This is a genomic window from Pseudoalteromonas sp. S554 (genome assembly GCF_005930865.1).
Classification (GTDB): Bacteria; Pseudomonadota; Gammaproteobacteria; order Enterobacterales; family Alteromonadaceae; genus Pseudoalteromonas; species Pseudoalteromonas marina.
The window spans coordinates 98,978-114,986 of sequence record NZ_PNDV01000001.1 but is presented as its reverse complement, the minus strand read 5'-3'; the positions used below and the strand labels follow the sequence as shown (position 1 = coordinate 114,986).

Annotated in this window: 9 protein-coding genes; 7 read left to right on the top strand and 2 right to left on the bottom strand. The window is 41.0% G+C overall.

Features of this window, described 5'->3' with window-relative positions; genetic code table 11:
* Positions 1 to 73: 73 nt before the first annotated feature.
* Entirely contained in the window at positions 74 to 2,656 is a 2,583-nt protein-coding gene (gene uvrA, locus CWB65_RS00495) for an excinuclease ABC subunit UvrA (protein WP_138739576.1), read from the top strand.
* 52 nt (positions 2,657 to 2,708) lie between these two features.
* On the opposite strand, the gene CWB65_RS00490 is transcribed toward uvrA, so the two are convergent.
* Positions 2,709 to 3,326, bottom strand: a complete 618-nt coding sequence (locus CWB65_RS00490; RefSeq protein WP_008129686.1) for a LysE family translocator — start codon at positions 3,324 to 3,326, stop codon at positions 2,709 to 2,711.
* A 71-nt stretch (positions 3,327 to 3,397) separates the two neighbouring features.
* Positions 3,398 to 5,860, bottom strand: a complete 2,463-nt coding sequence (locus CWB65_RS00485) for an alpha/beta hydrolase family protein (RefSeq protein WP_138739575.1) — start codon at positions 5,858 to 5,860, stop codon at positions 3,398 to 3,400.
* A 164-nt stretch (positions 5,861 to 6,024) separates the two neighbouring features.
* On the opposite strand from CWB65_RS00485, the gene CWB65_RS00480 reads away from it, so the two are divergent.
* The 6 genes from CWB65_RS00480 to CWB65_RS00455 all read left to right on the top strand — a co-directional run bounded on the left by CWB65_RS00480 (position 6,025) and on the right by CWB65_RS00455 (position 15,779).
* Entirely contained in the window at positions 6,025 to 7,029 is a 1,005-nt protein-coding gene (locus CWB65_RS00480; RefSeq protein ID WP_138739574.1) for a LacI family DNA-binding transcriptional regulator, read from the top strand.
* On the top strand, positions 7,026 to 8,255 hold the full coding sequence (locus CWB65_RS00475; protein WP_138739573.1) for a glycosyltransferase: 1,230 nt from the start codon (positions 7,026 to 7,028) through the stop codon (positions 8,253 to 8,255). The genes CWB65_RS00480 and CWB65_RS00475 overlap by 4 nt, the downstream gene beginning before the upstream one ends.
* Positions 8,256 to 8,362: 107 nt before the next feature.
* Positions 8,363 to 9,589: a threonine/serine exporter family protein gene (locus CWB65_RS00470; RefSeq protein ID WP_138739572.1), complete on the top strand. Its 1,227-nt coding sequence runs from the start codon at positions 8,363 to 8,365 to the stop codon at positions 9,587 to 9,589.
* Between the two features lie 145 nt (positions 9,590 to 9,734).
* Positions 9,735 to 11,783 (top strand): S9 family peptidase, encoded by a 2,049-nt coding sequence (locus CWB65_RS00465; protein WP_138739571.1) that lies wholly within the window; start codon positions 9,735 to 9,737, stop codon positions 11,781 to 11,783.
* 139 nt (positions 11,784 to 11,922) lie between these two features.
* Positions 11,923 to 13,575 (top strand): RluA family pseudouridine synthase, encoded by a 1,653-nt coding sequence (locus tag CWB65_RS00460; RefSeq protein WP_138739570.1) that lies wholly within the window; start codon positions 11,923 to 11,925, stop codon positions 13,573 to 13,575.
* A 284-nt stretch (positions 13,576 to 13,859) separates the two neighbouring features.
* On the top strand, positions 13,860 to 15,779 hold the full coding sequence (locus CWB65_RS00455; RefSeq protein ID WP_138739569.1) for a tetratricopeptide repeat-containing diguanylate cyclase: 1,920 nt from the start codon (positions 13,860 to 13,862) through the stop codon (positions 15,777 to 15,779).
* Positions 15,780 to 16,009: the final 230 nt, after the last annotated feature.

The following is a 16,009-nucleotide window of genomic DNA, read 5'->3' as shown; positions in this document are numbered from 1 at the left end:
CATTCAGCGTTGCTTGTGTAATCTTAGCTTTAATTTCACCTAATAAACATGGCGATTAAACGGAGAAAATTACATGGCAACCACATTTAACAGTTCAGGCGCGATTGAACATTCGCAATTGGCTTTATTAAACACTGAGCACAGCATTCAAGTAAGAGGCGCACGTGTTCATAACTTAAAAAATGTGGATGTAAACCTGCCCCGTAATTCGCTTGTGGTGTTTACTGGTATATCGGGCTCGGGTAAATCATCGCTCGCCTTTGGAACATTATTTGCTGAATCGCAGCATCGTTACCTTGATTCGGTGTCGCCTTATGCACGTAGGTTAATCGATCAGGTTGGCGAACCCGATGTAGATTCAATTGAAGGGCTGCCACCAGCAGTAGCAATGCAGCAACAGCGCGGTGCGCCTTCTGTTCGTTCATCGGTTGGCAGCGTAACTACTATTTCTAAAGCGCTGCGAATGCTTTACTCACGCGCTGGCGAATACCCTAAAGGGCAGAGCATTTTGTATGCCGATGCGTTTTCTCCAAATACCCCCGAAGGTGCATGCCCACAGTGTTCGGGCATTGGCCGCACTTTTGAGGTAACCGAACAACTACTTGTGCCCGACAATACAAAAACGATACGCGAAGGCGCAATAGAAGCTTGGCCACCAGCATGGCAAGGTAAAAACTTAAGTCGCATACTGGTATCACTTGGTTACGACATCGACATACCATGGTATGAGTTACCGCAAAAAGCACGCGATTGGATTTTATTTTCAGACGATACCCCCACTGTGCCTGTTTACCCAGACTACACTATTTTAGAAGTTAAAAACGCCATTAAAAATGGCGAAAAACCTCGGTATAAAGGTACTTTTACCAGTGCTAAGCGCTTTGTTCTTAAATCTTTTGCTACAACACAAAGTCCTCGTATAAAAAAACGAGTGTCGCAGTTTATGCAAATATCCCCATGCCCAAGCTGTAAAGGTAAAAAGCTTAAAAAAGAGTCGTTATCGGTTAAAGTCGCAGGCCTTGATATAGGCGAAATTTCGCAGTTAACATTGAACGAACTTGCAGATAAATTAAGATTTGCCGCTAATCCACCTTCTAAAAGTAACGCTACAAACCCAGAAAAAGCCATCGTCACTAAGCGTATTACAAGCGATATTATTAAACGTATAGAATCACTGACTAAACTTGGCCTAGGGTATTTATCGCTTGAGCGCACCACCCCATCGTTATCACCAGGGGAGTTACAACGTTTGCGGCTAGCAACGCAACTTCGCTCAAAATTATTTGGTGTTGTGTATGTATTAGATGAACCTTCTGCTGGTTTACACCCTGCCGATACACAAGCACTTTTAAGCGCATTAGATGAACTAATAGCTGCTGGTAACTCTGTATTTGTGGTTGAGCACGACGTAAGTGTTATTCGACATGCCGACTGGGTAGTCGATGTTGGGCCAAATGCGGGCTCCCATGGCGGTAACATACTTTATAGCGGCCCCGTTGAAGGCCTAAAGCAAATTAGTAGCTCACACACTAGCCAGTATTTATTTAAAAATAACCAAACCCAGCAGGCTCACATACAAAACAAGCAACGCCAACCTAAAGCGTGGCTAGCGCTTAAAAATGTTGAACGTAATAACTTACAAAAGCTTAATGTAGAATTTCCGCTTGGGGTTATTACAAGTGTTACAGGGGTATCTGGCTCAGGTAAATCAAGCTTAGTTAGCCAAGCGCTTGTTGACCTGGTTTATGATGCACTGGGGCAAAAATCGCAGCCACAAATACCTACCGACGAAGCAGAGTTACTCGAGCAAGAGCTCAACGTAGCAACCGACGGGAAAATAACTCAGGGCATTGAACACATAAAGCGCCTAATAACGGTTGATCAAAAAGCCATTGGCCGTACACCTCGCTCAAACCTTGCCACTTACACGGGCTTATTCGATCAAGTACGTAAGCTATTTGCCAATACCAAAGAGGCAAAAGAGCGAAAATACGATGCCGGTCGCTTTTCGTTTAATGTTAAAAAAGGCCGCTGCGAAAACTGTGAAGGCGTAGGCTTTGTAAGCGTAGAGCTGTTATTTTTACCCAGCGTGTATTCACCTTGCCCTGTGTGTAATGGTAAGCGCTATAACCAAAAAACACTCGACATTACCTATAAAGAGAAAACCATTGCCGATGTGCTTAATTTAACCGTTGAGTCAGCGCATACATTTTTTACCGATGAACCCGCTGTTTTGCGCGCGCTCAATGCGCTTTTACAAGTGGGCCTTGGCTATTTACGTTTAGGGCAACCTGCTACTGAACTTTCGGGCGGTGAAGCCCAGCGTATTAAACTTGCCACTGAACTACAACGAACACAGCGAGGCGATACGCTTTATATTTTAGATGAACCAACCACAGGCCTACACCCAAAAGATGTAGCCATGCTAATGGCGCAGTTAAATGGCTTAGTTGATGCTGGCAACACCGTCATTATGGTTGAGCACGATATGCAAGTAGCCAGTAACAGTGATTGGGTTATTGATATTGGCCCAGGAGCTGGCGACGAAGGCGGGGTAATAGTTGCACAAGGAAAACCTGAAAGGGTCGCTGAATCACAAAAAAGTAAAACGGCACCATTTTTAAAAGCGCAGTTAAATCACGCAGGTTCTAATTAAAAATTAATAGTCGTTATGCGCAAAATAATAAAGAGCCACGGGCTCTTTATTATTAATCTAAGGCTAACCAAACACCTACAAGCATCATTAAACTACCTGCAATTCGGTTCATCCATTTAATATTATCGCCTCGGGCTAAAAACAAGCGCAGGCTTTTACCACCTGTTGCATACGCTAACATACTTACAAATTCGGTTATCATAATTACGCTAAGTAAAATAAATAACTGTGGCGCAACAGCCTGGTCAACATTAATAAACGGCGGCAATAGTGAGATCATAAACGCCCACCCTTTTGGGTTAGCAACAGCGGTAATAAACCCTTGCGTAAAAAGCGACTGCCTACTTACATCACTTGGGCTATGTGTATTAACCGACATTTTACCTTTGGCGCGCCACATATTTATACCTATATAAATTAAGTAGGCACCACCGACCCATTTTAAAATAGCGAACGCATCAGGATAATTTAGCATGACACTTGCAACCCCAAGTACCGCCGCAATAGCTACACTTGCAACCCCTAACAGCTCACCTATCATCATCCACAGGGTGCGGCGCACACCGATGCTCATACCTAATGTCATGGCAAGCGTCATACACATACCCGGTGTGATAGATACAAAAAAGAACGTAGGAATAAAAACTGCCAGTGCTGCTACATCAATCATTAATTTACTCTCGTATTCATAACAAAAACGCGGCTATAAGTAGCCGCGCTGTTGCTTACCTATGTGTATTGTTATTGCTGGGTATTAACAGCAGGCTCGCTAACGACCTCTACTGGCTGTGGTGTATCATTTAACAAATACTTATCTAGCCACTGCTCTTGCTCCCACAATACATGTAATAAGCTTTTACGTGCGCGGTAGCCATGAGCTTCGTAAGGCAGCATAACTAAACGGGCATCTTTTCCTAAGCCTTTAAGCGCGGCATACATGCGCTCACTTTGCATTGGAAAAGTGCCTGAATTAGGATCCTCTTTACCGTGTATCATGAGCATTGGCTCATCGATTTTTTCGGCGTGAAAAAACGGCGACATATTAGCGTATACACTTTGCGCCTGCCAAAAATCACGTTCTTCCCCCTGAAAACCAAATGGTGTTAACGTACGGTTATACGCACCACTTCGAGCAATACCTGTTTTAAATAAATCACTATGCGCCAATAAGTTAGCAACCATAAATGCACCGTATGAATGCCCTGCTATGGCTATTTTGTCTTTATCAGCAATCCCTTTATTAACTAACACATCTACTGCTGCTTTGGCGCTAGAAACCAGCTGTTTTCTGAAGTGATCATTTGGCTCGCTGCCATCAATACCAACAATGGGCATTTTAGGATCGTCAAATACGGCAATACCTTTGGCAAGGTACGGCATTGGGCCCCAGTAACCAATATACGTAAACTCGTAAGGCGACTCGCGAACTTGCGACGCTACTGCTTTGTCTTTGTATTCAAGCGGGTAAGCCCACATAAGCACAGGCAAAGTGCCTTGTGTTTTGTCGTACCCTGGTGGTAAATATAACGTGCCAGAAAGCTCAACACCGTCGTCGCGCGTGTAACGCACTTGTTCTTTTGTTACCCCTTTAAAAGCAGGGTATGGGTGTTCAAATTGCGTTAGTTGGGTTAACGAATCGTCATCTAAATCACGAATGAAAAAGTTAGGCTGCTCAGTTTTAGACTCACGAACAGTAATAAAGCGTTCGCCTTCGTCATCAAGCAGCGCCCTTACACGCTCGTAATAAGGCGCTTTAGATTGCCATAAACGCTTGCTGCTATTTGTTTTTACATCGTACCTGTCTAAAAACGGGATGTTACCTTGTTCTGACGCACCATTGCCACGCAGGTAAATATAACGCCCACCAACCACTTTAATTACATTAGCGCCTAAATCGTTACGCTCGTAAATAGCATTACCGGGATCTTTATAAGCATCGTTATAACTGCGCTCTGAAAACAGCACACGGTTACTATCGGCATTACGTGGCTGAATAACATACGTACGCAATTGACGGTCGCTAAAGCGCCAATCGCTCAGCATAGCAATGTCGTTATTAGCCCACTCCATACCCGCATAACGACGTTCTACTTTTGCAAATAACTTTGGCGCGCGTTTAAACGGTGCACGTAGGCTATAAATGTAGTCATGGTGCGGTACGTCAGTTTTCATGTCGCCGCCATCTTGCGCTTCTGCCCAAATAACTTCAGCACCCTGGTCTGCTCGCCATTCAAAATTACGTCTTCCTGTACGTACACTGTCGTAACCTTGTGGAATATTATCGGCCAAAGGTTGCTTAGCAAGCTCGGCTAATGCAAAACCACGCATACCCCATATTTGCCACGTTGTCGCAAAGCGGCTGTAAGGCACTTGATACGAAAACGGCTCGTTAATTCCCGCCACCAAAATATTAGTCGAGTCGGGCGACACCGAAAACGATTTAAAAAGTGCAGGACTGCCAATAGCTTGGGCTTTTCCATCAAGGGTAATGTAAGCCAACTGGCCTTGGCCAAAAAACTTAAATTGAGCTTCATCAAATGGGCTCGTTAATAAATTTTGATACGTGCGTGCGGGGGCTTTTTCACCAGTACTTTGCTGAATAACTGGCACAACATTTTGGCTGTTGTTTTCTAGTCGTGGTTTACCCACATTTACAGCTAGGTTTGCAATAATGGCTGTGCTGTCTGGTAACCATTGGTATGGCGATGCCGTTAAAACTGAATTTAACGCAGCACTTGAAAGCATTTTTGCTTGTTTACTTTCAACACTATAAAGCCATAAATTTGCTTCGTTTGTTTGTTCAACAATAAACGCCAAGTATTTGCTATTTGAAGACCACTTAGGCGAGCGAATAATACCATTTGGTAAGTTATTAATATTAATAACAGTGCCACTTTGCACATGTTTAAGTTCTACAGCACTAAAATTTGCGCGCACCCGTGTGCGTGAAAAATTAGCCGGGTTTAGTTTAATCCCCGCAAGCTTTAACTCTTCAATTGCAAGCTCATCAAGCGATACAACACGCCTGCGTTCAAATAGCGCAAGCCACTGACCATCACTTGATAAGTAACTTGTGGGCGCCAATTTAGCATCTACCACTGCCGCTAAATCAGGCGAAGGAGTTTGGTAGCCCTGCTCTGCATGACTAAATGGTAGTAATACAACACAACAAATAAAGGCAACTAACAGCCTAAAAGCGTTCATGTTTTTATCCTTTTGTTATTTTTTACACAATTAAGTGTATATAAACACGTTTTGCTTTGTTCATAAAGCATTAAGGTGGCTCAACACATGGCAAAAGATGACTTAACAGCCCAGTTTAAGCTACACTAATGCGTTTTTAATTTATCACTGCGACAAACACTACTATGCATAACAAAGCTAAATCTGTCACAATTTTTGATGTTGCCGACCTTGCAGGTGTGTCTAAGTCAACGGTGTCTTTGGTGCTGACTCAAAGTAAAAAAGTCAGCGATAAAAGCAAACAAAAAGTATTAAAAGCAATTGATGAATTAGGCTACGTTTATAACCGCGATGCCGCAGCTATGCGTTCAAAGCGCTCTAATTTAATCGCTGTGGTTATAAATGATTTAACTGACCCTGTTATGGCACAGTTGGCCAACGAGCTTGAGCTAACATTAAACAATGAAGGTTTTCAGGCCGTTATTGTTAGCAGTAACAATAACGTTGAGCAGCAAACACAGGCAATTAATAAACTAAAAGAATACAACGCCGCAGGATTTATAATTTGCCCTGTGACTAATACATGCACCCAATGGTTAGACACATTAAGTTCTCAGCATAGCGTTGTTACCTTAATGCAAGAGCTTGCATTTAGTAATGCACCTTGTGTGTTACCCGACTACAAAAAAGCTAGCCATATAGTTAGCATGCATTTACTTTCTCAAGGGGTTACAAACATTGCGTTTATAGGCAGCAATTTACAATTAAGCAGCTGCTTAACACTTCAACACGGCTTTAATACCGCATGTGCACAACACAGTATATCGCCACTAAACGCAATCGAATGTGGTGAAAATTCCGCTCTTAGTGCCAAAAATGCTTTTGCACAGGCTTATAAAAGCACCCCTGCTATTAACGCCATTGTGTGTGCGAATGACATTATCGCCCACGGCGTGCTAGCAAGCATTAACACATTAAACTTAGCAGCTAATCAACGCATTAAAGTAGTAAGCTGTCAGCAAGTTAAAAATAGCGCCTTACTTGACGACACATTAACGAGTGTTGCAATCAGCACGCATGAAATCGCGAAACGTTGCCTTTTAGTACTACAAGAACTATTACAAAATACAGCCCCACCGGTTAAAACACTGGTAAATGTTAACTTACAAATTAAAGAGTCTAGCCAATGAAAAAAGTGCTGGTAATTGGCTACGTATGGCCAGAGCCCAACTCATCCGCTGCGGGTACGCACATGATGTCATTATTGAACGCATTTACAGCACAAAACTGGCAAGTGGAGTTTGCTACTCCCGCTCAACGCACAGAGCACATGGTAAACCTTGACGACTTTGGTATAACAAGCCAAAGCATTGCCCTTAATTGCGAAAGCTTTGACGAATACGTTAAAGCCTATAACCCAGATATTGTAATGTTTGACCGGTTTATGATGGAAGAACAATTTGGTTGGCGCGTTGATAAGCATTGCCCCAATGCCATTAAGATTCTCGATACCGAAGATTTACAGTGCCTGCGAAACGCACGCCATGAAGCGCACAAAGGCGAGCGTGAATTTACAACCAGCGATTTACATTCAGACATAGCTAAACGCGAAATAGCGGCTATTTTGCGTTGCGACCTAAGCCTAATTATTTCAAGCTACGAAATGGAATTACTCAATAGCGTATTTAAGGTCGAACCAAGCTTATTACACCATTTACCGTTTATGGTCGATTTAACCTCGTTGCCCGAAACCACAAAAAGCTTTGATGAACGTCAGCACTTTATGACGATAGGTAATTTTAGGCATGCGCCAAACTGGGATGCAGTACTTTACTTACAAAAAATATGGCCGCTTATTCGCAAGCAATTACCAAAAGCAGAACTACATATTTATGGCTCTTACCCGCCACCTAAAGCCACAGCACTTAATAACCCTAAAACGGGTTTTTTAATAAAAGGCTGGGCCGATAACGCCTATGATGTAATGCAAAGTGCGCGCGTATGTTTAGCCCCTCTTAGGTTTGGCGCAGGGATTAAAGGTAAATTACTTGAAGCCATGATAATGCAAACACCCAGCGTTACCACCAGTATTGGTGTAGAGGGCATGCACAACGATTTACCTTGGTCTGGTAAAGTGGCTAATAATACCGAAGACTTTGCAAATGCAGCTGTTGAGCTTTATACCAATGAAACCGATTTTAATCATGCCCAGCAAGCTGGCAATACGCTACTTAACACCGTATTCGACAAAGTAAAATTAAGCGCGGCGCTCATTAATAAAATAGATGCAATAAGCAGCGATTTAAGCACGCATCGTGAAAAAAACTTTACCGGACAAATGCTCAAACATCACACAATGCGAAGCACACAATACATGGCGCAATGGATAGCGGAGAAAAATAAAAAATTAGATTAAAAATGACTAGACACGCACCAATTAGTCTTTAAAATCGCGCCCATTACATATGGGCGTTTTAGCCTATACTTTTAGCTAATTTATTTACACACTGGCCTAAATAAGATTTGAAAACTGCAACCTTTACAGAAAAACGCAAATTTATCGTTAAGTTGGGTAAAATGCTTCATAAATACGGTACGCCTGCCTACCGCCTAGAAGCACACTTAATGGAAGTCGCCACATACTTAGGCCTCAAATCGTCGTTTGTTATGTCGCCCACCTCGGTCACCTTTGTTATTTGGACCGACGGCCATGAAGATGAGTATACGCATGTGGCACGAGTTGACCCAGGCGATCATGATTTAGGATCACTTGCCGATGCCGACGACCTTGTAAATAAAATGCTTAATGAAGAATTGTCTCTTCAAGAAGTAGACCAACAGCTAGATATAATTTTTGATGCCCCTAACCCTTACAATAAATTAACGACAGGTATTGCATTTGCAACCTCGGGCGGCGCATTTGCAATGCTTATGGGCACCAGTTGGACCGATGTAATTTGGTCTGCGTTACTCACCCTTGTGGTGTATATGTTTGTATTGTGGTCTATGCGCTCTAAACGTGTAGCGCATATGCTTGAACCACTTGTTGCTATTGTTTCAGCAATTATGGCCTGTGCTGTAAGCGTTTATATAACACCCGAAGTAAACATACGCTTAGTGGTGCTTTCTGCCATTATTGTATTTATACCGGGCCTTGCGCTTGCACTTGGATTGGCAGAGCTTGCAGCTCGCCACTTGGTCTCGGGTACAGCAAGAGTAATGGACTCATTTATGTTGCTGTTTAAACTCTATTTTGGTGGCTTTATAGGTATAGGCATTGGCTTTGCACTTTTTGGCCAAGCAGACTTTGTTCAACCGGAGCCTTTACCCAGCTGGACACCTTGGCTCGCTATATTTTTACTGTGTAGCAGCCTAATAGTTATATTTAGAACCAAACTAAAACATGCGGGTTGGTCTATTGCATCAGGCTTTATAGCCTATGGCACAAGTATTGGGTCAGCAATGTATTTAGATTACACATTGGGTACATTTGTTGGCGCGTTATCGGTGGGTATTTTTAGTAATTTATTTAACCGTGTTGCTAATGCGCCGGCTTCAATTGTGGCAATGCAGGGCTTGATTGTATTAGTCCCAGGTAGCAAAACCTACATTGGCTTAAATTCACTTATTGAAGGCCAAGACTTCATATATGCAGAGCATATAGGCCAGCAAACATTTTTAATATTTATGTCGCTTGTAGCCGGGCTTATATTTGCAAACGTTGCCTTACCGCCTAAAAAAAGTTTATAAAAAGCAGCGCGGTACATTCCGCGCTATTCATTATTTATTTTATCACCTTCATTTAACGCCCTCTTTTGAGCATTAATCGCATTTTTTAGTTTATTAACCTTAGCTTGTTATACTAATCTGGATTTTAAAAATAAAGGATATAACAATGCTTAAGACAAGCTTAGCGCTAGCAATCGGGCTTTCAAGCAGCCTTGCATTTGCGCAATCAGCAATCACAGTTGAAGACATTCCAAAAGTAAAATCGGTAATACAAACAAGTATTAGCCCAGATGGTGAAAGCGTTGCATTTACACGCTCGTTACCACGCAAACTTTACGTTGACGAAAATGGCAGCAATTACAGCGAACTTTACGTTGTAGACGATGAAGGTGTTGAACGCCCATTTATTACCGGCTCGGTTAATATTAAAAGCCTACAATGGTCAAACGACAGCAAAACAATTTACTTTTTAGCAAAGCTTAAAGACGATAAATTTACTTCGCTTTACCAAATTCCTGTTGATGGCGGACAAGCACAAGCAGTTATGTCGTTAAAAGGGACTTCTATTTCAAGTTATCAACTAAGCCCAGACAATAAACAGCTTGCGTTATTAGCGATGCCCGCTGCCGACAAATCAGATAAAGAATTAAAAAAACTTGGTTTTAAAGCAGAAGTATACGAACTAGGTTTAAAAAACAAACAACTCTTTGTTGTTGATTTGGCCAAAGAAGATAAACCATTATCGCCAACAGCCATAAACATTGATAGCTATGTAAGCGATGTTAACTGGTCAGCCGACAGTGACAAGCTACTCGTTAAAACTCAACCTACAGCACTTATTGACGATCGCTATACTAAATCAATGTGGCACCTTTACGATATTGCTAACGAAAAAGTAACCTTATCGTTTAAAACACAGGGTAAATTGGGCGATGCAGAGCTGTCGCATGATGGTAAATACGTCGCTATTTTAGGCGCAGAAGATCAGCACGACCCAGCAACTGGCCGCTTATTTATTGCTGACACTGAAACCGCAAAAATCACTGAGTGGCTACCTAACTTTATGGGCCACGTCGTTGATTTTGAATGGTCGCATAAGCGTAACACGCTTAACTTTATTGCCAATGTAGGTACGCAAAGCTTTGTTGCCAGTATCAAAGCAGGCTCTAACAAATACAAAAAGCTAGTTGATGAAGGCCAATTTATTGCAACGCAGTTAAGTGTTTCTGACTCAGATAAAACATTGGCACTTCGTGGTAACAGTGCTAAGCATCCTAACGAAGTGTTTATTGTGCGTAGTAAAAAAGCAAAGCGTTTAACAGACTCAAACAGCTGGCTGAACGATAAACGTTTTGCTAAACAAGAAACGATTAAACTTAAAGCGCGTGATGGCGTTGAACTAGACGGCGTACTTGTATACCCGCTCGATTACAAAAAAGGCACACGCTACCCACTTATAATGTCAGTACATGGCGGCCCAGAAAGTCACGACAAAGATGGGTGGATCACCAATTACTCTCGCCCTGGCCAAATGGGTGCTGCACGTGGGTACGCGGTATTTTATCCAAACTATCGTGGTTCTACAGGTAAAGGCGTTGATTATTCAAAGCTAGGGCAAAACGATTACGCTGGTAAAGAGTTTGACGACCTAGTGGACTTTAAAAACCATTTAGTCGACATGGGTCTAGTTGACAGCAAACGTGTTGGTATCACAGGTGGTTCTTACGGCGGTTACGCCTCTGCTTGGGGTGCAACAAAACTAACTGAACATTTTGCAGCAAGTGTTATGTTTGTGGGTGTCACTAACCAACTTTCTAAGTTTGGTACCACTGATATTTCAAACGAAATGCACTTAGTGCATGCCCGTTCATACCCGTGGGATAAATGGCAATGGTATTTAGAGCGCAGCCCAATTTACTGGGCTGGTCAGTCAGAAACACCGTTGCTTATTATGCACGGTAAAGACGATCCACGCGTGCACCCTGCACAGTCAATGGAGCTTTACCGCTACATGAAAGTACAAGGTAAAGATGTACGCCTTGTTTATTACCCGGGTGAAGGCCACGGCAACCGTAAAGTGGCAGCACAATACGACTACAGCTTACGTTTAATGCGTTGGATGGATAACTATTTAATAGAGGGTAAAAAAGACATGCCTGATTACGAAATAGACCACGCAGCAAAACTTAAAGCAGTAAAAGATGCCAATAAATAATTTGTGGTAAGTTAAAATATCAAGGCCGGCATTGTTGCTGGCCTTTTTTTATTATTTGTAGAACCAATATCCCCTAGCAAGCTCATGCTGTGATAAAATCTAAATTAATTCTTCGCCTCAATTTCATGATTCGACCGCTATGTCTAACAGCCCTTGTTTTACCCCATATGCTCAACCTGTTTCCACTATTCCTTTACCGGAACAGTTTACTTACCCCTTTTTTTACGAGCCACACCCGTTAACTATTGCAGCAAGCGAACAATTGCAACAGCAGCTCGAAACACTGCCACATTTAAAAGCTGAAAACGCGGGTAAAATGTTTGGCGTGTTAGTGGTTAAAAATGAGCAAAACGAACTGGGCTTTTTAGCAGCCTACTCAGGGCAAGTTGACGCAAACAAGGAAAATATTAACTTTGTGCCCCCTATTTCAAGTATGCAATTAAACGATGAAAATTACTTAGCTAAAAGCAAAATAATAAATGACATAAACGCGCAAATAAACGAACTTGAAAACAGTGAGCAGCTAAAGAGCATTAGCCAATTATTAGCTACCGCCAACGAAGGATTTGAAAAAGAGCTGCAAGCGCAGCATGCTTTAATGCAAAAAAGCAGAAAAAAGCGTAAAAAACAACGCAGCGACGCTGAAAAAAAATCGAGTAAAACCAAAATTCAACAACTCAAAAAAAAGCTAGCAACACAAAGCATTGAAGAAAAAAAGCAGCTTCAGGCATTAAAGCAAAAATGGCAAACACAGCTAGTCACACTTGAACAAGCGCATAGCAAAATAAACGATGAACTTGAACATTTAAAAAAACGCCGTAAAACGCTCTCCAAAAGCTTACAAAAAATACTATTTGCTCAATATCAATTTCTTAATATTGATGGCGAAATAGAAGACCTCAATGCTATTTTTGCCAAATTACCTGAGCATACGCCGGCATCGGGGGCAGGTGACTGTGCAGCCCCTAAATTACTTCAATATGCGTTTAAACATAACTTAACACCTATAGCCATGGGTGAATTTTGGTGGGGAGCCCCGCCTAAATCTGCGGTTAGGCAGCATAAAAACTACTACCCATCTTGCTTTAGTAAGTGTCAGCCTATTTTAGGCCACATGCTAAAAGGCTTAAATGTAGAACCTAGCCCACTGTTGAATAACCCTGCACAAGGTAAAGAGCTTACTGTTGTTTACCAAGATGACGATTTGGTCATAGTGAATAAACCGGCAGAGTTTTTATCGGTCCCGGGCATTACCATAGACGACTCTGTATTCTTGCGTATGAAAACACAATTTCCAGAAGCTACAGGCCCACTTATTGTGCACCGATTGGATATGTCAACCTCAGGACTATTAATTATTGCCCTAAATAAACGGGCACATAAAGCCATTCAAAAACAATTTATTGAGCGCACAATAGAAAAGCGCTACGTTGCTTTAGTTGACGGGAATATAGAACAAGAAAGCGGTACTATAGAGTTACCACTAACACCAGATTTTGATGATAAGCCGCGTCAAAAAGTGTGTTACCAAAAAGGAAAGCCTGCACTTACAACATGGCAAGTACTTGAGCGAAAAAACAACACAACTCGCTTGCAGCTCTACCCTAAAACAGGGCGCACACATCAACTGCGTGTGCACTGCGCACATGTATTAGGTTTAAACACCCCTATTATTGGTGATACACATTATGGTAAAAAAGCAGACCGGTTACACCTGCATGCTGAGTATCTAGCATTCACGCACCCGATTAATCACGAGCGCTTAGAGTTTAAAATTGATGCTGATTTTTAAAAGATAAATACTAAAACCACCATAAATAAGGCTGCTATCACGCTTATACTAGGATTATAGGCGTAGATATTTTTATAAAATAACTTTTATGGTAATGTAATTGGATAATTAATGGTTAACCAATACTTAATATAGATTGAAAATGCTAGATATAAACGTCTCTCAAGGCTACAACCTGCTTAAGTTTTTGATTACTAAAAGTATATGGTTAAGGTATAGCCAAAATTTAACTAACCCTACGTTTTTCAAAAAAGCTACACGTATCAAGTTAGTAAGGGCTTAATATGACTAATAACATGCAATTTAAAGCAAGTTACCTATCGGTGTTGGTTAAACAGCTTGTTGTTGTGTTTTTTTTACTCGCCGCCTTTCAAAGTATTGCTTATTCAAACAATTCCACTACCCCTGAGCTCAGTCAGCAAGACGTTCGGGCGCTAATTAAAAGTGTAAGAACAGATAAACTTGATTACCTGCAAAACAAAAAACAAATCACTCAAGCTTACGAGCAAAGTAAATTAAAACAGAATGACGCTTTGCATTTAGAAGCTGCAGCCATTTATGCCGAACTGCTTTTTAGGGAAGAAAAGTACGAAAAATTAGATAAACACCTCACTGTTTACTTATCAAATCAGCAATTATCTAAACAACCTGACGTATTACTGCTATTTTTGGAGTCACAATTAAAACTGCTTAGCCTACAAAAAGAACTCCAAAAGGCAAACGATGTTGTTAATCAACTAAAAACGCGATTTTCTCAATCTACACCGGCTGAAAAAATCATTATTTTAAGAGCCTTTGCATACTTTTATACCGAAACAGATGAACTGAAAAAAACCTTGAGCGTGGCACTCGACGGATTAGAACTGGCGATGCAAAACAACGATATTGCATCGCAAGGCTATTTTTACAGGAAGATAGCCGATGCGTATAATTATTTAGAAAACAAAGAAAAAGCAATAACATACGCTAAAAAAGCGCTGATCGCATATCAGCAAACTCAAGATGGCTTATATACAGCTAAAGCTTACTGGAGCTTGGGCAATGTATTACTTGAAATAAATAAACCAAACGAATCCCTCATTTATCTAGACAAAGCACTCTCTTACTTTGAATCTGTTAACATGCAAAAAGGACTGTCTTTTGCTCAGTATTCAATTGCTAATATTTTATACAAACAAGAAAACTACGAAGATGCGCTAGCCTTAGCCACAAAAAATATTGAGGTTGCCCACCTAGCCGGAATAGGTGATATGAAACTCGCATCGATGATATTGATGCTAGATATTTATAAAAAACAAGGTTTACTTGAAAAAGCCGATAAAATGAACGATGAAGTATTTTCGATGATCGATGATTTTAGCCGCAGCATTTATAAAGCCGATTACCTTCAAAAGCGATACCAGTTAAAACGAAGCCTCAACAAAACAGACGATGCATTTGACGCAATGGAGCAAATGCTTACATTTATGAAAAAGCATTACGAAGCCACCAGCGAAACAAACATTAAAACACTGCAAATAAAATTTGAAGTAAAAGAAAAAGAAGAAAAAATACTCCAACTAGAATACGACAAAAACATTAACGAATTACTCGCCAAAGAAGAGTATCAACAAAAAATAATTTGGCGGTTAAGCGCAACAATTGCGTTTATTTTAGTTATTATGTCGTTATTACTTATTTATAAACAAGTACTACAACGTAAAAAATATTATAACATTGCGCTGACTGACTACTTAACTAGCAGTTTAAATCGACGCGGTATTATGCAAAAAGCGGCTCAAAAACTTAAGCAAAGCAATGCTACAATTGCCATTGTCGATCTAGATTTGTTTAAGCACATTAACGACACTTACGGCCACGATGTGGGTGACTCCGTTCTTAAAGCTTTTGCCCGTGCAGCACAAAATACACTTGCTGATGACGACCAATTTGGTCGCTATGGTGGTGAGGAATGGTTATTTGTTTTAAACACAGTAGATAAAAAAAGTGTTGAAGCAACATTCGATTCTATTGCTAATGCGCTAATTAATTATTGTAGTGAAATACAAGGCTTAAAAAACGTAGAAACGATTACGTTTAGCGCAGGTGCAGCAATTAGCTCCTCCTCTAACCGCTCACTTGAAAAACTGATCATACATGCTGATGAGCTTCTTTATAAAGCCAAACAAAGTGGCCGCAATCAGGTTAATGTTGAGCAGCCCTAGGCGTATTAAAGCTTAACAAACACATACCCCCAAATATGTTTTTAACAAGCTAATTGTAAATAGCTGCACGTGAAGTATTAGCTCGTATTAAAAGTAAGAAATTATTTCACCCTCTCGTCTGTAAAAAATACACAAACAATCCAAAAATATAGCCTAAAACCTATAAAATCATTAATTTCAACAACTTAAAATCTGGCACTGCGTTTGCTTATTAGTTATTAAGCAACGTA

What these genes read in the sequence shown, in the direction of transcription:
- uvrA (WP_138739576.1), top strand. Translation starts at nt 74, where the DNA reads ATGGCAACCACATTTAACAGTTCAGGCGCGATTGAACATTCGCAATTG.
- CWB65_RS00490 (WP_008129686.1), bottom strand. Translation starts at nt 3,326, where the DNA reads ATGATTGATGTAGCAGCACTGGCAGTTTTTATTCCTACGTTCTTTTTT.
- CWB65_RS00485 (WP_138739575.1), bottom strand. Translation starts at nt 5,860, where the DNA reads ATGAACGCTTTTAGGCTGTTAGTTGCCTTTATTTGTTGTGTTGTATTA.
- CWB65_RS00480 (WP_138739574.1), top strand. Translation starts at nt 6,025, where the DNA reads ATGCATAACAAAGCTAAATCTGTCACAATTTTTGATGTTGCCGACCTT.
- CWB65_RS00475 (WP_138739573.1), top strand. Translation starts at nt 7,026, where the DNA reads ATGAAAAAAGTGCTGGTAATTGGCTACGTATGGCCAGAGCCCAACTCA.
- CWB65_RS00465 (WP_138739571.1), top strand. Translation starts at nt 9,735, where the DNA reads ATGCTTAAGACAAGCTTAGCGCTAGCAATCGGGCTTTCAAGCAGCCTT.
- CWB65_RS00460 (WP_138739570.1), top strand. Translation starts at nt 11,923, where the DNA reads ATGTCTAACAGCCCTTGTTTTACCCCATATGCTCAACCTGTTTCCACT.
- CWB65_RS00455 (WP_138739569.1), top strand. Translation starts at nt 13,860, where the DNA reads ATGACTAATAACATGCAATTTAAAGCAAGTTACCTATCGGTGTTGGTT.